The organism is Rhodopseudomonas faecalis (genome assembly GCF_003217325.1).
Lineage (GTDB): Bacteria > Pseudomonadota > Alphaproteobacteria > Rhizobiales > Xanthobacteraceae > Rhodopseudomonas > Rhodopseudomonas faecalis.
Window position 1 is genome coordinate 69,173 of record NZ_QJTI01000007.1, and the last position, 15,379, is coordinate 84,551.

Here is a 15,379-nt window from a genome sequence, read left to right on the forward strand (position 1 = left end):
GGAGCCGGCCTAGGCGGCCTGCATTCGCGGCGCAACCTACTCGGCAATTCCGCAAAGTCAAGGTTTGCGCGCCGAGCGGGCTGTGGTTCAGCCGCCCGGCAAGAGGTCCATCTGCATCCGGCCGCCATAGAAATGGAAGAACGGCACCGGCGCATCGTGGCGCAGCGGTCCGGCGGAAAGCCGATTCTTCAATTCAGCCAATACCTTCTTGGTCATGGGGTGCATGGCCGCGAGCGGCTGCGAACCGATCTCGACCCAGGCCAGTTCCACCAGCTCGGCCTCGGCATGGACCACGCCGTCGATGCGATGGGCGATCGCCGAGGCGTCGGCGCTGAAGAATCGGGTGTCGAACCGCTTGATCCGGCCGGGCGGGGTGATGGCGCGGGCGATCAGAAACAGCCCGGACGGGTCCGGCAGCAGGCCGGCGGAGGCAAACGGCGCCCAGGGGCCGTCGAGGCTGGGTTTCGTGGCGCCGGGCGCGGCGCGGCCGAGGCACAGCCCGGTCTCCTCGCAGGCCTCGCGGATCGCCGCCACCGCCAGCGCGCGGGCGCGGGTCGCGGTGGTCTTCGGACTGCCTTTCAGCAGATTGGCCTGCAATTCGGCGCTGATCGGCGCCGCCACCGGCACGCGGTGGTCGGTCTTGTCGACCCGCCCGCCGGGGAACACGAACTGCCCGGGCATGAACACCACATTGTCGTGGCGCCGGCCGACCAGCACGCGCGGCGCCGTGCTGGAACGGTCGATCAGGATCAGCGTGGCGGCGTCTTTCGGGCGGCAATAGGGATGATGGCTCGGCTCCGTGATGATGTCGTCGCTCGCCGTGGGCGTTGCCGTCTCGGTCATTCCGTCCCCGCAATTGGTCTTGGCTTGGTGCTAGACCGCAGGGATATCGGAAGATCGCTGGTCGTCAAAGCCATGCATCCGCAACGCCCATTGCAATCCGATCACGGCTCCTTTCACCGGCTGCAGCAGCGCCAGTGAGCCCAGCAGCGTCACCGGCAGATAGATCGCCAGTTGCAGCCAGATCGGCGGCGCATAATGGGTCTCGAGCCACAGCGCGCTCGGCACCACCAGATGACCGATGATCACGATCACCAGATAAGCGGGCAAGTCATCGGCGCGGTGCGCCGTGAAATCGAGGCCGCAGGTGGTGCAGCGCTCGGCGGTCTTGAGAAAGGCGCGGAACAGATGGCCGTGGCCGCAGCGCGGGCAGCGGCCAAAGCAGCCGCGCTTCATCGCCAGCACGACGTTGCGCCGCGCGGGCGCCCGGTGCAACGGCACGACGCGGCTAGCGTCGCTATCATCCATGATCAGCCTTTGCGTGGCTTGCTGGCTTGGCCGGCGCGACCCGATTTCGCTTTGCTCGCCGCTGACTTGTTGGCCTTCTTGATACTGGCCTTGTTGGCGGCCTTCGACTTCTTGGTGGTCTTGCCGACGTGGCCGAGCTTTCGCTCCCCGCGGCCAACATGGGCCCGGCCGCGCCGGCTCGCAATGGTTCCACCGCCATCGATCAGTTCAAAACGAAGTGCACCGGCGATCGGCGCAGCTTCGACGAGGCGAACCTCGACGGCGTCGCCGAGCCGATAGACCACGCCGCTGCGGCTGCCGGTCAAGGCATGACGCGCTTCATCGTAATGGAAGTAATCGAGCCCGAGGCTGCGGATCGGAACCAGGCCGTCGGCGCCGGTCTCAGTCAGTTTAACGAACAAGCCAGCCTTGGTGACGCCGGAAATCCGTCCCGCAAAAGTGGCGCCGATCCGGTCGGCGAGGAAATGCGCGATCAGCCGATCGACGGTTTCGCGCTCGGCCTTCATGGCGCGGCGCTCGGTCATCGAGATCTGCGCGGCCACTTCGCCGAGCTGTTCCACGGTCTCGGTGGCGGGCAGGGCGCCGTCGCCAAGATTGAGCGCGCGCAGCAAGGCGCGATGCACCACGAGGTCGGCATAGCGCCGGATCGGTGAGGTGAAATGCGCGTAGCGGCGCAGATTGAGGCCGAAATGGCCATAATTCTCGGCGGCGTATTCCGCCTGCGCCTGCGAGCGCAGCACCACTTCGTTGACCAGCGGTTCCGCCTCGTGGCCTTTCACCATCGCCAGGATGCGATTGAACTGGGTCGGCCGCAGCGCGCCCTGTTTGGCGAATGACAGATCGAGCGTTTTCAGAAACTCGCTGAGATTGTGCACCTTCTCGACGCTGGGCTGATCATGCACGCGGTAGATCAGCGGCAGCGCCTTCTTTTCCAGCGCTTCGGCCGCGGCGACGTTGGCGAGGATCATGAACTCCTCGATCAAGCGATGCGCGTCGAGCCGCTCCGGCACGATCACCCGATCGACCGTGCCATCCGGCTTCAGCACGATCTTGCGCTCGGGCAGTTCCAGATCGAGCGGATCGCGCTCGTCGCGCGCGCGCTTCACCGCGGCATAGGCGTCGTACAGCGGGCGCAGCACGGTTTCGAGCAGCGGGCCGGTGATGTCATCGGGGCGGCCGTCGATCGCGGCCTGCGCCTGCGCATAAGCGAGCTTCGCCGCCGAGCGCATCAGGATGCGATGGAACGAATGCGAGCGCTTGCGGCCATCGGCACCGACCACGATCCGCACCGCCAGCGCGCCGCGCGGCTCGCCCGGTTTCAGCGAGCACAGATCGTTGGAGATGCGCTCCGGCAGCATCGGCACCACCCGGTCCGGGAAGTACACCGAATTGCCACGCTGCAACGCGTCGCGATCGAGCGCAGAGCCGGGGCGCACATAGTAAGCGACGTCGGCGATCGCGATGGTGAGGATGAAGCCGCCTTCATTGGCCGGATTGGAATCCGGCTCGGCATGCACCGCGTCGTCATGATCCTTGGCGTCCGGCGGATCGATGGTGATCAGCGGGACTTCGCGCCAATCCTCGCGGCCTTTCAGCGTCGCGGTCTTGGCATCGGCGACTTCGGCGAGCGCGGCCACCGAAAAATCCTGCGGGATTTCGTGGCTATGGATCGCGATCAGACTGACGGCTTTTTCGGTGGCGAGCGAGCCGAGCCGTTCGCGCACCCGGCCAGAGGCCAGCCCAAAACCGCGGCTGCGCACGATGGTGACGCTGACGAGGTCGCCGTCCTGCGCGTCGCCGGCGTCATGAGCGGCGATGTTCAGCTCGCGGCCGGCCTGTTTCTTGTCAACCGGCTGCAGCCGTCCGCCGCCGCCGGGCAGCGCGCGGAAGATGCCGAGCACGCGGCTCTTGCCGTGGTCGATCAGCTTGATGACGCGGCCACGATAGGGGATGCGGTCGCCGCGCTCGTTCGGCTCGACGCGCAGCAGCACGCGGTCGCCAACGCCGGGAATGAATTCTGGCCGCACCCGCCGCGGAATATGCAGCAGGATTTTGGGCGGCGTGCCGTCCTGCTCATCCCATTCGCTCGGGCTGGCGAGTAGTTCGCCGTCCTTGTCGCGGCTGGTGACGTCGGCGAGCAGGGTTGGCGGCAGCACCGCCGGCTCGGCAACGCGCCGGCCGTGCTTGCGAATGGTGCCGTCGTCGACCAGTTCGCGCAGCAGCTGCTTGAGCGCGACACGATCGGCATTCTTCAAGCCGAATTCGCGGGCGATCTCGCGCGTGCCGATCTTGCCAGGATGGGCCTTGATGAACGCGACGATCGCGTCGCGTTCGGGGAAGCTACTGTCGTCGCGCCGTTTGCTGCTCACATGCCTAGCCGCTGGCTTTGGATGCGGTCTTCTTCACCGCCGCCTTCTTGGCAGGCTTGGCCGCCGCGGCGGTCTTGGCGGTGCGGGCCTTGCTGGTGGTGGCGGTTTTTGCCGCGGCCTTCTTGGCAGGGGCCTTCTTAGCCGCCGCCTTTTTGGCCGGAGCCTTTTTGGCGGGTTTTTCGGCGCCATCGGCGCCGTCAGCCGCCTTGCTCTTGGCCGCCGCCTTCTTCTTGGCGCCGCCCTTCGCACCACCCTTGGCGGCGCGCTCGTTGATCAAAGCGATCGCTTCTTCCAGCGTGATGGTGTCGGGCGTCTTGTCGTTCGGAATGGTGGCGTTGACGCCGCCAGCGGTGACATAGGCACCGTAGCGGCCACTCTTGAGCGCCACCGCGCCGAGCGTCGGATGATCGCCGAGCGGCTTGCCGGGATCGGAGCCGAATTTGCGCTTGCTCGGGCCCTTGGCAATCTTCTCGGCAATCAGCGTCACCGCGCGGTTCAAACCGATCGTGAACACCTCATCGCCGGCCTCCAGGCTGGCATAGGTCTTTTCGTGCTGCACATAGGGGCCGAACCGGCCGATGCCGGCCTTGATCGGCTGGCCGGTTTCCGGATGCAGGCCGACTTCGCGCGGCAGCGACAGCAGTTTTAGCGCCAGATCGAGGTCGATATCGGCCGGCGAGATCGATTTCGGAATGCCGGCGCGCTTCGGCTTCTCGCTGTCCTGATAGTCCTTGGCTTCGCCGAGCTGGATATAGGGGCCGAACCGGCCCGATTTCAGCGCGACGTCGAGATCGGTGTCCGGGTCCTTGCCGAGCACGCGGTCGCCGCCCTCGGCGCCGCTATCGGCGGCGAGCGGGCGGGTGTAGCGGCATTCCGGATAGTTCGAGCAGCCGACAAAGGCGCCGAACTTGCCGGCCTTGAGGTTGAGCCGGCCTTCGCCGCAGCTCGGGCATTGCCGCGGGTCGCCGCCGTCTTCGCGCGGCGTATAGATATGCGGGCCGAGCATCTGGTCGAGCACGTCCAGCACCTGCGAGACGCGCAGATCCTTGATCTCTTCGACCGCGCCGGTGAAGTCGGTCCAGAAATCGCGCAGCACCTGCTGCCAGGAGATTTCGTTGTTGGAGATCCGGTCGAGGTCTTCTTCCAGCGCCGCGGTGAAGTCGTATTCGACATAGCGCGCGAAGAAGTTTTCCAGGAACGCGATCACCACGCGGCCCTTGTCCTCGCCGTGCAGCCGCTTCTTCTCGAGCCGCACATAGCCGCGATCTTTCAGCACTTGCAGGATCGAGGCATAGGTCGAAGGCCGGCCGATGCCGAGTTCTTCCATGCGCTTGACCAGCGAGGCTTCCGAGAAGCGCGGCGGCGGTTCGGTGAAATGCTGGGTGACGGCAAGCTCGCGGCGCTGCAGCGCTTCGCCTTCGCTCATCGCCGGCAGCCGGCGGCTTTCGTCGTCGTCGCCATCGTCGTCGCGGCCTTCCTGATAGACCGCCAGGAAGCCGTCGAACTTCACCACCTGGCCGGTGGCGCGCAGCTCCAAGTTGCGGGCGCCGACCTTGGCTTCGATGTCGACGGTGGTGCGCTCCAGCTCGGCGCTTTCCATTTGGCTGGCGATCGTGCGGATCCAGATCAGCTCATAGAGCCGGTACTGATCCTGATCGAGCCGGCTGCGCAGCGACGCCGGGCGGCGCGACAGATCGGTCGGCCGGATCGCTTCGTGCGCTTCCTGGGCGTTCTTGGCCTTGGCCTGATACTGGCGCGGCGCGTCGGGAACATAGGCGTTGCCATAGTCCTCGCCGATCACCTTGCGCGCCTGGGCGATGGCGGACGGGTCGATCTGCACGCCGTCGGTACGCATATAGGTGATCAGACCGGTGGTCTCGCCGCCGATGTCGATGCCTTCATAGAGCCGCTGCGCGATGCGCATGGTGTGCGCCGGCGCAAAGCCAAGCTTGCGGCTAGCTTCCTGCTGCAGCGTCGACGTGGTGAAGGGCGCCTGCGGATTGCGGCGCGCCGGCTTGGCTTCGACCGAGGCCACCGCGAACTGCGCGGCCTGCAGCGCCTGCTTAAAATCTTCGGCTTCGGCGCCCGAGCCGATGTCGAGCCGCTGAATCTTCTTGCCGTCGGCGCCGGTCAGGCGCGCTTCAAAGGTGTCGCCGCGCGGCGTCGCCAGCGTCGCCACCAGCGACCAATATTCCTGGGCAACGAACCGCTCGATTTCCTGCTCGCGGTCGCACACCAGCCGCAGCGCCACCGATTGCACCCGGCCGGCGGAACGGGCACCGGGCAGCTTGCGCCACAGCACCGGCGATAGCGTGAAGCCGACCAGATAATCGAGCGCGCGGCGCGCCATATAGGCGTCGACCAGCGCGCCGTCGATCTGGCGCGGGTTCTTCATCGCCTCGGACACCGCCTGCTTGGTGATGGCGTTGAACACCACGCGCTCGACCTTTTGGTCTTTTAGCGCGCGCTTCTGCTTCATCACCTCCAGCACGTGCCAGGAGATCGCCTCACCCTCGCGATCAGGGTCGGTTGCGAGGATCAGCTTGTCGGCCTCTTTCAGCGCCTTGGCGATGTCGTTGAGCCGGCTCGCCGCTTTCGGGTCGACCTCCCAGATCATCTGGAAATTGGCCTCGGGATCGACCGAGCCGTTTTTGGCGGGAAGGTCGCGCACATGGCCGAACGAGGCCAATACCTCGAACGAGCTGCCGAGGTACTTGTTGATCGTCTTGGCCTTGGCGGGCGACTCGACAATGACGAGATTCATGTCATTCCAATAGCTTAAGAGCAAAAAACCGACGCGGGCGACAGAGTCGCCGGCTCAGTTTGGGGGCGAACATGGGTGTAGAGCCGCCCACTGTCAAATCGGATGCGAGCAAATCACCCGATCGCGACCAGGATTTCAGGTTGTAATGACCGTAAAATAAAACTTCTAGTTGTATTTTTGAGCCTGTGCGTTCTATAGTGGTGTAGCAAAAGGTTCAGTCGGAACCCGGACAAGGGAGCCATTTTGACCATGGGGCGACGGGGCAGTTCATCCGACGCCAGCGCCGGTGACGGCGGGGCGCTGGAAGCAGCGGTCTATGTGGTCGAAACCACCACCAATCTGGCCTTCATGGCGCGCCGCCATCGGCTCGACATGCTGGGCTATCTGCTCGACATGGCGCGCATGGAGGCGGCGGAAATCGTCCGGCTGCATCAGGGCGGCGCCCCTTCGCCGGAACAGCGTTAGCCGCGCGCGGCCGATCAATCGGGCGTGGCCAGCGACACCATCGCATTGCCGTGGCGCACCAGGCGGCCCGCCAGTTCCAGTTCGAGCAGCACGGTGCGCACCACCGCGGCCGAGCAACCTGAGATACGGATCAGATCGTCCAGCGCGAGCGCGGTCGGTCCGAGCAAAGCGTTGATGCGATCGCGGTCGTTGTTCTCCGGCTCGAACAGCGGCAATTGGTCGTCGTCCTCGCGGATCGGCGGCGCGATCGGCCGTTCCAAAATCGGCGCCACCGCTTCGATGATGTCGGCGGCATTGGCGATCAGCAGCGCGCCTTGCTTGATCAGCGCATTGGTGCCGGCGGCGCGCGGATCGAGCGGCGAGCCCGGCACCGCGAACACTTCGCGGCCTTGCTCGGCGGCCATCCGCGCGGTGATCAGCGAGCCGGAGCGGTGCGCGGCTTCCACCACCACCACGCCGAGCGACAGGCCGGAAATCAGCCGGTTGCGGCGCGGGAAATCGCGGGCACGCGGCACGTGGCCGAGCGGCATTTCCGAAATCGCCGCGCCGCCTTGCGCCAGAATCTCGGCGAGCAGGCCGTCATGTTCGGGCGGATAGATCTGATCATGGCCGCCGGCCAGCACCGCCACCGTGCCGCTGGCAAGGCTGGCGCGGTGCGCGGCCTGATCGATGCCGCGCGCCAGTCCCGAGACAATGGTGAAGCCGGCCTGGCCGAGTTCGCGGGCGAGCAGCGCGGCAAATTTTTGACCTGCGCCGGACGCATTGCGCGAGCCGACCATCGCCAGTGCCGGCCGCATCAGGCAGGCGCGGGCGCCGCGGATCGCGAGCAGCGGCGGCGCGTCATCGAGCACCGCGAGGCGCGGCGGATAGCCGGTCTCGCCGGGCGCCAGCAGCCGCACGCCGATCCGGGCGCAGGCGGCGAGTTCGCGCTCGGCTTCAGCTGCGCTGACGATCCGGCCGGGCCGGGCGGCGCCGCCGCGCCGGGCCAGTTCGGGCAGCCGTTCCAAGGCGGCGCGAGCCGATCCGAAATGATTGATCAGCGAGCGGAAGGTGCGCGGCCCGACATTGTCGCTGCGGATCAGCCGCAGCCAGTCGAGCCGCTGCGCGTCGCTGAGAAGGATGGTTGCTTGTTGCCCGTCGTCCACGCACGCTCCCCCCATAGCGTTTTCGAGCGAAGTGGATGCCGGTTCGCGTCAAGAAAACGCTTCAGCTCTCACTGGGAGTGTGGCGCAACTTATGATTGCAGGCAAGCTGCTGGTCGAATGGGTGTGAAGGGCGGCGCTGCCGGCATGCGGCAGCGCCGGCCATTACTTCTTCTGGCCGATCTTGCCTTCGGCGCCGGCCATCAGCCGCTTGATGTTGTCGCGGTGCATGTAGAACAGCAGCACGGTCAGCACCGCGAACAGCGAGCCCATCGCGGTATGGCCGAACAGGAACAGCAGGATTGGGGTGGCGAGGCTGGCGATCAGCGCCGACAGCGACGAATAGCGGGTGGTGAAGGCGACGCCGAGCCAGATCAGGCAGAACGCCACCGCCGCCGGCCAGTACAGGCCGATCAGCACGCCGATATAGACCGCAACGCCCTTGCCGCCCTTGAACTTCAGCCACACCGGAAACAGGTGGCCGAGGAACGCGCCGAGCGCGGCCAGCATCGCAGCTTCGGCCGGAACCGCGCCGGTCAGCTTGGCGAGATAGCCGGCGAGCAGCACCGCCGCGGTGCCCTTGAGCGCATCGCCGAGCAAAGTGGCGGCAGCCAGGCCCTTGCGGCCGGTGCGCAGCACATTGGTGGCGCCGATATTGCCCGAGCCAATCGAGCGCAGGTCTTGGGTGCCGCCGATCTTGGTCAGGATCAGCCCGAACGGCACCGAGCCGAACAGGTAACCCAGAGCCAACGCGGCGAGATTGATCAGGATGGTCATCGGGATCACCTATCTCGGCGGCGCCAGCCGGCGCACTCACACGTGTTCATAAACCGTTCGGCCGCTGACAATGGTGCGGGCCACGCGGCCAGTAAACTTGGCCTCGTCGAACGGGGTGTTACGACATTTCGATTTCAGCTCGTTCGGGTCAAGCACCCACGGCACATCGGCATCGATCACGATCAGATCGGCAGGGCTGCCGGACCGCAGCGTGCCGCCCGGCAGGCCGAGCAGTTCGGCCGGGCGGGTCGACATCGCGCGGATCAGCGTCAGGAAATCGAGTTCGCCGCTATGGATCAGCCGCAGGCCGGCCGGCAGCATGGTTTCCAGCCCGATCGCGCCCGGCGCCGCCTCGGCGAATGGCAGCCGCTTGACCTCGACGTCCTGCGGGTTGTGATCGGACATGATCACGTCGATCACGCCGGCCGCGAGCGCGGCCACCAGCGCCTGGCGATCAGGCTCGGTGCGCAGCGGCGGCGACAATTTCAGGAACGAGCGATACGGGCCGATGTCGTTCTCGTTCAAGGTGAGATGATTGATCGAGGCCGAGGCGGTGACGCGCAGCCCGGCGTCGCGGGCACGCTTCAAAATCTCGATCGACTCGATGCACGACACCGAGGCGGCGTGATAACGGCCGCCGGTCAGCGCCACCAAGCGCATGTCGCGTTCCAGCACCACCGCTTCGGCGGCGGTCGGCACGCCCATCAGCCCGAGGCGCGAGGCGAATTCGCCTTCATTCATCACGCCTTCACCGACCAGATTGGGGTCTTCGGTGTGATGGACGATCAAGGCGTCGAAATCGCGGGCGTAAGTGAGCGCGCGGCGCATCACCAGCGCGTTCATCACGCTTCTGTCGCCATCGGTGAACGCGACCGCGCCGGCCGCTTTCAAAAGCCCGATTTCGGTCATCTCGGTGCCGCCGAGATCCTTGGTCAGCGCCGCCATCGGATGGATGTTGACGATCGCGGTGTCGCGGGCACGGCGCAGCACGAAATCGACGGTCGCCGAATTGTCGATCACCGGCGACGTGTCGGGCTGGCAGATGATGGTGGTGATGCCGCCTGCCGCCGCGGCCTGGCTCGCCGAGGCAAAGGTCTCGCGGTGGCCAGCGCCGGGCTCGCCGACGAAGGCGCGCATGTCGATCAGGCCGGGCGCGACCACCTTGCCGGCGCAATTGATGATGTCGGTGCCTTCCGGCACGCCGGCGGCGCCGATGCCGCGCCGCGCGTCGCGGATCAGGCCGTCGGCGATCAGCACGTCGCCGATGCCATCGAAGTCGCGTGACGGGTCGATCAAGCGGGCGTTGGCGAGCAGGATCGGGCGGCGGTCTGTGAGCATGGGGTTACGCATTGGGCAAATTGCGTGCGAGCGCTTCGAGCACAGCCATTCGGACCGCGACGCCCATTTCGACCTGTTCGCGGATCACCGATTGCGCGCCATCGGCGACGGTGGAGTCGATTTCAACGCCGCGGTTCATCGGACCGGGGTGCATCACCAGGGCGTCGGGCTTGGCATAAGACAGCTTCTTCTGGTCCAGCCCGAAATACTGGAAGTATTCCTGGGAGGAGGGCACAAACGAGCCGTTCATCCGTTCGCGCTGCAGCCGCAGCATCATCACGATGTCGGCGCCGTTCAGGCCTTCGCGCATGTCGCGCGCGACATCGACGCCCATGCGCTCAATGCCGGGCGGCAGCAGCGTCGAGGGCGCCACCACGCGCACCCGGGCGCCCATCAGATTGAGCAGCAGAATGTTGGAGCGGGCGACGCGCGAATGCATGACGTCGCCGCAGATCGCCACGGTCAGCCCTTCGATCCGGCCCTTGTTGCGGCGGATGGTGAGCGCGTCGAGCAGCGCCTGGGTCGGGTGCTCATGGGCACCGTCGCCGGCATTGACCACCGAGCCATCGACCTTGCGCGCCAGCAGCTCGACCGCGCCGGAGGCGTGATGCCGCACCACCAGGATATCGGGGTGCATGGCGTTCAGCGTCACCGCGGTGTCGAGCAGGGTCTCGCCCTTGCGCATCGACGAGGACGACACCGACATATTCATGACGTCGGCGCCGAGCCGCTTGCCGGCGATCTCGAACGAGGATTGGGTGCGGGTCGAGGCCTCGAAGAACAGGTTGACCTGGGTGCGGCCGCGCAGGCTGGTGCGCTTCTTATCGACCTGACGGTTCAGCTCGACATATTCTTCAGCCAGATCAAGCAGGCCGGTGATGTCGGCGGCGGAAAGCCCATCGATGCCCAGCAAATGCCGGTGACCGAGGACGAAACTAGATTTCGGTGCTGGGGTCATTAAAGCCAGAGCTATAGGGAGAGACGAAAGGCCGGGCAAGGACGAATTCCCGACGGCGGAGTTTTCCCCCGGTCAGTCGGGGCGGAGCAGGGGAACGTGGTGAATATGACATGGATGGGGCGGCGGCCGGCGCTGGTGGTGCTGGCCTTGGTGGCGCTGGGCGGCGGCCCCGGCCATGGCCAGGAACTGCCCGGCGACTTCGTGCTGCTGTCGCAGATCGACCCCAGCATTCAGCAGGACCTGCGCTATGCCGGCCGTCACAATTTTATGGGGCGGCGGATCGCCGGCTACGACGGTAACGAGTGTGTGGTCAAGCGCGCGGTCGGCGCCGCGCTGCGCGAGGTGCAGCGCGAGCTGCGGCCGCGCGGGCTGTCGCTGAAAATGCTCGATTGCTACCGCCCGGTGCGGGCGTCGCGCGACATGGTGGCCTGGGCGCAGGACGGCCGCGAGACCGCGGCGGAGCGGCGCTACAATCCCGGCTTCAGCAAGGCCGAGCTGTTTCGGCTCGGCTATATCGCCGAGCGCTCCGGCCATTCCACCGGGGCGGCGGTCGATCTGACGCTGGTCGATCTGCGCGCGCCCAAAGGCCCGCCGTTCGATCCGTCGCGCGACTATGCCGACTGCACCGCGCCCGCGGCGCTGCGCGCGCCGGAAGGCAGCGTCGATATGGGCACCGGCTATGATTGTTCCGATGCCAAGGCCCACACCGCGGCGCGTTCGATCAGCGCCGAGCAGCGCCGCTGGCGCACCATCCTGGTCGGCGCGATGACGCGCCAGGGCTTTGTGAACTATTCAAAGGAGTGGTGGCACTTCTCAATGCCGGGCGTCGCGAGCGGCGCCTATGATTTCCCGGTGCCGCGCCGGTGAGGCGATTAGTTGTGATGCGCGCGTGCGTTCAGCCCGCGAGCGCGATGAACACCGGCATGGTCAGCACCGCGAACGCGGTCTGCAACGTCAAAATCTGGGCGAGCAGCGGCGCGTCGCCGCCCATCTGCCGCGCCAGCACATAGCCATTGGACGCGCTCGGCACCGAGGCGCAGCACGCCACCACCGCGAGGTGAGTGCCGGTCAGCCCAAACGCCCAGCCGAGCGTCAGCGCGATCAGCGGCATCACCGCCAGTTTCAGCGTCACCGCGATCAGCGCCGCCGGCCGTGGCCGCAACACCCCTTCGAGATGCAGCCCGGCACCGACGACCAACAGGCCGAGCGCCAGCGAGCAGCGGCCGAGCGCGTCGGCAAATTCATGCGCCGGCTTTGGCATCCGCAAGCCGGTCAGATTGAGCGCGAGCCCGATCAGGCACGCCCAGATCAGCGGATTGCGCAGGATCGCGAGCACGATCCGGCTCCAGGCCAGGCGCTGCGGCGCCGCGTAATGCGCCAGCACCGCGACGCTGAACACATTGAGCAGCGGGATCATCGCCACCATGGCGACTGAGGCGAGCGCGATGCCGATCTCGCCGAACAGGCTGCCGGCGACCGATAGCGCCACAAAGGTCTGCCAGCGGGTCGAGCCCTGAAATACCGAGGTGAAGGCCGGTCCATCGACGGCCAACATTGAGGCCAGCCAGGGCAGCAGCAGCAGGCACAGCGCCGACATCGCCAGCACCGACAGCAGCAGCGCGCCGCCGACGCCGGCCACCGGCACGTCGCCAAGCGGGGCGCGCGCCAGCGTGTCGATCAGCAGCGCCGGAAACAGCACGTAGTAGACCAGCTGTTCGATCGCGGTCCAGTGGCTGCCGTCCTTGATCAAGCTGCGGCGCAGCCCATAGCCGAGCACGATCAGCAGAAAAACCGGGACCAGCGCGGCGAACACCGCCAGCATGGCTCAGGCGGGCCCTGAACTTTGCTGCCGCAGCACTGTCAGCCGGTCGAGCGCGCCTTGCAGAATGAAGATCGCGGCGTGCTGGTCGATCACCTTGGCGCGCTTGGCGCGGCTGACGTCGTTGGCGATCAGTTCGCGCTCGACCGCCGCGGTCGAGAGCCGTTCGTCCCAAAATCCGATCGGCAGTTCGGTGAGCTTGGCCAGATTGCGCGCGAACGCACGGGTCGATTGCGCGCGCGGCCCCTCGCTACCGTCCATGTTGAGCGGCAGGCCGAGCACCCAGCCGACCACCGCGCGCTCTTGCGCGAGCGCCAGCAGCCGCGCGGCATCGGCGGTGAAGTTTTTGCGCAGCACGGTTTCGACGCCGGTGGCGAGCCGGCGCGCCGGATCGGACACCGCTACGCCGATGGTTTTGGTGCCGAGATCGAGACCGATCAACGCGCCAGTGGCAGGCCACAACGCGGCGGTTTCAACGAGAGGATGGATAGGGGCAGGCATGGCGTCGCATAGCATGAGCGACGCCATGGAAGCAAAGCCGAACCAGCGCGGCGTGCGCTGGCATCGATGCCGCTAGCGGATCGCGACCGGATTGATCATGCTGTGCAGCGCGCCGCGATCGACCACGGCGAGCCAATTTCATTGTGCGGAAGATCATCGAGATGGATGCGCTGACCTGGTTCGGACTGTTTGCCGTGAGCGCGATGCTGCTGTGCTACGCGTTCGAGGATCGCAGTCACTGGTTCGTGCTCGGCTTCTCGGCGGCGTGTGCATTCGGCTCGCTCTATGGCTTTCTGCAAGGAGCGTGGCCGTTCGGCGTGGTCGAGGCGATCTGGGCCGGTGTGGCGCTGCGCCGCTGGATCTTGCGCGCGCATAGCGGGTAATCGCTGCGCTAGCTTGCCAGAACGGTACATGGTTGCTTTCATTTGATCGGGAGCGTCGCTGGTGACGTCTCCATCAACTGAGAGCAATGTTGAAATGTGGCCAGACCGCCGTCTTATCGATCTCTTCGGTATCGAAACTCCGATCATTCAGGCCCCGATGGCTGGCGTGACGGATGCCGAGCTGATGATCGCAGCGGCGAAAGGCGGCGCACTTGCGTCGCTGCCTTGTGCGATGCTGCCGCCGGATAAAGTGCGCGAGCAGGTGGCGGCGTTTCGAAGCGCGGTCAAAGCGCCGATCAATCTGAATTTCTTCAGTCACCAGGCCGTGCCGTCCGATCCGGAGATCGAAGCGAACTGGCGGGTGCGGCTGAGCGGCTACGCCGAGGAACTCGGGTTGCGCGCCGATTATCCGGCGCCGGCGGCAAGCCGCGCGCCGTTCGATGAGGCGATGTGCGCGCTGGTCGAGGAGCTGCGGCCCGAAGTGGTCAGCTTCCATTTCGGCCTGCCGGCTGAGCCGCTGCTGGCGCGGGTGAAAGCGGCGGGGGCGCTCGTGCTGTCGAGCGCCACCATCGTGCGCGAGGCGATCTGGCTCGAGCAGCACGGCGTCGATGCCGTGATCGCGCAGGGCGCCGAGGCCGGCGGTCACCGCGGCATGTTCCTGACCGATGACACCGCGGCGCAGCCCGGGCTGTTCGCGCTGCTGCCGCAGGTGGTCGATGCGGTGAAGGTGCCGGTGATTGCCACCGGCGGCATCGCCGATGGCCGCGGCATCGCGGCGGCGTTCGCGCTCGGCGCGGCCGGGGTGCAGCTCGGCACCGTCTATATGCATTGTCCGGAGGCCAAGGTCAGCGCGCTGGCGCGGGCGGCGATGCAGCAGGCCGGCGATGACTCGACCGTGCTGACCAATATTATGACCGGGCGGCCGGCGCGCGGCATCGCCAACCGGGTGATGCGTGAGCTCGGGCCGTTGTCGGCCGATGTGCCGCCATTCCCGCATGCGTCGGGCGCGCTCGGTCCGTTGCGCGCGGCGGCGGAGCAGCGCGGCAAGGTGGACTTCAGCTTCCTGTGGGCCGGGCAGGCGGTTCGGATCGGAACCGGGCAACCTGCCGAACAATTGACGCGGGAGCTGGCCAAAGCGGCACAGCAGCGGCTCAAGCAGCTCGGTGCGGCCTAAGGGCCGCAGTTGCGGCGCGAAAGCCGGGTCTGCTATAGGGCAGCTTTGCTGAATTCCACGCCGAAAGAACTGGTTCCATGTCCGTCGATGCCGCCACCGTTCGCCGTATCGCGCATCTCGCGCGCATTGCGGTGACCGACGATGAGGTTCCCCATTTGCAAGGGGAGCTCAATGCCATGCTGGCTTTTGTCGAGCAGCTGTCGGAGGTCGACGTCGAAGGCGTCGAGCCGATGACCTCGGTGACGCCGATGGAAATGAAGAAGCGCGCGGACGTGGTCGACGATGGCGAGATCGCCGACAAGGTGGTGGCCAACGCGCCGGCCACCGAAAACCACTTCTTCCTGGTGCCGAAGGTGGTTGAATAACCCGACCGAAGCGGCG

At 66.5% G+C, this 15,379-nt stretch carries 15 protein-coding genes; 5 read left to right on the top strand and 10 right to left on the bottom strand.

Annotated elements, in window-relative coordinates; all coding sequences use genetic code 11:
* Positions 1–87 precede the first annotated feature (87 nt).
* From BJ122_RS07735 to topA, 4 genes are read right to left on the bottom strand one after another with little or no spacing between them, the layout of a single operon-like run.
* Positions 88–843, bottom strand: coding sequence for an NUDIX hydrolase (locus BJ122_RS07735; protein ID WP_110780525.1), 756 nt, complete (start codon positions 841–843; stop codon positions 88–90).
* A gap of 30 nt (positions 844–873) precedes the next feature.
* Complete coding sequence (locus BJ122_RS07740; RefSeq protein WP_110780526.1) at positions 874–1,308, bottom strand: DUF983 domain-containing protein; 435 nt, start codon at positions 1,306–1,308, stop codon at positions 874–876.
* Positions 1,309–1,310: 2 nt separating this feature from the next.
* Positions 1,311–3,677, bottom strand: a complete 2,367-nt coding sequence (rnr, locus tag BJ122_RS07745) for a ribonuclease R (RefSeq protein WP_110780527.1) — start codon at positions 3,675–3,677, stop codon at positions 1,311–1,313.
* Positions 3,678–3,681: 4 nt separating this feature from the next.
* Complete coding sequence (topA, locus tag BJ122_RS07750) at positions 3,682–6,441, bottom strand: type I DNA topoisomerase (protein WP_110780528.1); 2,760 nt, start codon at positions 6,439–6,441, stop codon at positions 3,682–3,684.
* A 249-nt stretch (positions 6,442–6,690) separates the two neighbouring features.
* Here topA and BJ122_RS07755 point away from each other — a divergent pair, with 249 nt between their 5' ends.
* Positions 6,691–6,906 (top strand): hypothetical protein, encoded by a 216-nt coding sequence (locus BJ122_RS07755; protein ID WP_110780529.1) that lies wholly within the window; start codon positions 6,691–6,693, stop codon positions 6,904–6,906.
* 14 nt (positions 6,907–6,920) lie between these two features.
* Here BJ122_RS07755 and dprA read toward each other — a convergent pair whose 3' ends face one another.
* The 4 genes from dprA to BJ122_RS07775 all read right to left on the bottom strand — a co-directional run bounded on the left by dprA (position 6,921) and on the right by BJ122_RS07775 (position 11,121).
* Complete coding sequence (gene dprA, locus BJ122_RS07760) at positions 6,921–8,066, bottom strand: DNA-processing protein DprA (RefSeq protein ID WP_110780530.1); 1,146 nt, start codon at positions 8,064–8,066, stop codon at positions 6,921–6,923.
* A 147-nt stretch (positions 8,067–8,213) separates the two neighbouring features.
* Positions 8,214–8,825, bottom strand: coding sequence for a glycerol-3-phosphate 1-O-acyltransferase PlsY (plsY, locus tag BJ122_RS07765; protein ID WP_027276832.1), 612 nt, complete (start codon positions 8,823–8,825; stop codon positions 8,214–8,216).
* Positions 8,826–8,861: 36 nt separating this feature from the next.
* A complete protein-coding gene (locus BJ122_RS07770; protein ID WP_110780531.1) occupies positions 8,862–10,163 on the bottom strand; it encodes a dihydroorotase in 1,302 nt (433 codons plus the stop codon).
* A gap of 4 nt (positions 10,164–10,167) precedes the next feature.
* The gene (locus BJ122_RS07775; protein WP_110780532.1) at positions 10,168–11,121 is read right to left on the bottom strand and encodes an aspartate carbamoyltransferase catalytic subunit; all 954 of its coding nucleotides are present in this window, start codon (positions 11,119–11,121) and stop codon (positions 10,168–10,170) included.
* A 114-nt stretch (positions 11,122–11,235) separates the two neighbouring features.
* Between BJ122_RS07775 and BJ122_RS07780 the strand changes: the two genes are divergently transcribed.
* Positions 11,236–11,988, top strand: a complete 753-nt coding sequence (locus tag BJ122_RS07780) for a M15 family metallopeptidase (protein ID WP_110780533.1) — start codon at positions 11,236–11,238, stop codon at positions 11,986–11,988.
* A 28-nt stretch (positions 11,989–12,016) separates the two neighbouring features.
* Here the strand turns inward: BJ122_RS07780 and BJ122_RS07785 are convergent, their stop codons facing one another.
* Both BJ122_RS07785 and ruvX read right to left on the bottom strand, forming a co-directional pair.
* Positions 12,017–12,943, bottom strand: a complete 927-nt coding sequence (locus BJ122_RS07785) for an AEC family transporter (protein ID WP_110780534.1) — start codon at positions 12,941–12,943, stop codon at positions 12,017–12,019.
* Positions 12,944–12,946: 3 nt separating this feature from the next.
* Positions 12,947–13,441: a Holliday junction resolvase RuvX gene (gene ruvX / locus BJ122_RS07790; protein WP_110780594.1), complete on the bottom strand. Its 495-nt coding sequence runs from the start codon at positions 13,439–13,441 to the stop codon at positions 12,947–12,949.
* A gap of 161 nt (positions 13,442–13,602) precedes the next feature.
* On the opposite strand from ruvX, the gene BJ122_RS07795 reads away from it, so the two are divergent.
* From BJ122_RS07795 to gatC, 3 genes are all read left to right on the top strand, one after another.
* On the top strand, positions 13,603–13,824 hold the full coding sequence (locus BJ122_RS07795; protein WP_110780595.1) for a hypothetical protein: 222 nt from the start codon (positions 13,603–13,605) through the stop codon (positions 13,822–13,824).
* A gap of 94 nt (positions 13,825–13,918) precedes the next feature.
* A complete protein-coding gene (locus BJ122_RS07800) occupies positions 13,919–14,998 on the top strand; it encodes an NAD(P)H-dependent flavin oxidoreductase (RefSeq protein WP_110780535.1) in 1,080 nt (359 codons plus the stop codon).
* Between the two features lie 77 nt (positions 14,999–15,075).
* Positions 15,076–15,363 (top strand): Asp-tRNA(Asn)/Glu-tRNA(Gln) amidotransferase subunit GatC, encoded by a 288-nt coding sequence (gatC, locus tag BJ122_RS07805; protein WP_110780536.1) that lies wholly within the window; start codon positions 15,076–15,078, stop codon positions 15,361–15,363.
* The last annotated feature ends 16 nt before the right edge of the window (positions 15,364–15,379 follow it).

Bases quoted from the DNA above. Each gene is read 5' to 3' on its own strand.
- BJ122_RS07735 (WP_110780525.1), bottom strand. From the start codon at position 843: ATGACCGAGACGGCAACGCCCACGGCGAGCGACGACATCATCACGGAG.
- BJ122_RS07740 (WP_110780526.1), bottom strand. From the start codon at position 1,308: ATGGATGATAGCGACGCTAGCCGCGTCGTGCCGTTGCACCGGGCGCCC.
- topA (WP_110780528.1), bottom strand. From the start codon at position 6,441: ATGAATCTCGTCATTGTCGAGTCGCCCGCCAAGGCCAAGACGATCAAC.
- BJ122_RS07755 (WP_110780529.1), top strand. From the start codon at position 6,691: ATGGGGCGACGGGGCAGTTCATCCGACGCCAGCGCCGGTGACGGCGGG.
- dprA (WP_110780530.1), bottom strand. From the start codon at position 8,066: ATGGGGGGAGCGTGCGTGGACGACGGGCAACAAGCAACCATCCTTCTC.
- plsY (WP_027276832.1), bottom strand. From the start codon at position 8,825: ATGACCATCCTGATCAATCTCGCCGCGTTGGCTCTGGGTTACCTGTTC.
- BJ122_RS07770 (WP_110780531.1), bottom strand. From the start codon at position 10,163: ATGCTCACAGACCGCCGCCCGATCCTGCTCGCCAACGCCCGCTTGATC.
- BJ122_RS07775 (WP_110780532.1), bottom strand. From the start codon at position 11,121: ATGACCCCAGCACCGAAATCTAGTTTCGTCCTCGGTCACCGGCATTTG.
- BJ122_RS07780 (WP_110780533.1), top strand. From the start codon at position 11,236: ATGGGGCGGCGGCCGGCGCTGGTGGTGCTGGCCTTGGTGGCGCTGGGC.
- BJ122_RS07785 (WP_110780534.1), bottom strand. From the start codon at position 12,943: ATGCTGGCGGTGTTCGCCGCGCTGGTCCCGGTTTTTCTGCTGATCGTG.
- ruvX (WP_110780594.1), bottom strand. From the start codon at position 13,441: ATGCCTGCCCCTATCCATCCTCTCGTTGAAACCGCCGCGTTGTGGCCT.
- BJ122_RS07795 (WP_110780595.1), top strand. From the start codon at position 13,603: ATGGATGCGCTGACCTGGTTCGGACTGTTTGCCGTGAGCGCGATGCTG.
- BJ122_RS07800 (WP_110780535.1), top strand. From the start codon at position 13,919: ATGTGGCCAGACCGCCGTCTTATCGATCTCTTCGGTATCGAAACTCCG.
- gatC (WP_110780536.1), top strand. From the start codon at position 15,076: ATGTCCGTCGATGCCGCCACCGTTCGCCGTATCGCGCATCTCGCGCGC.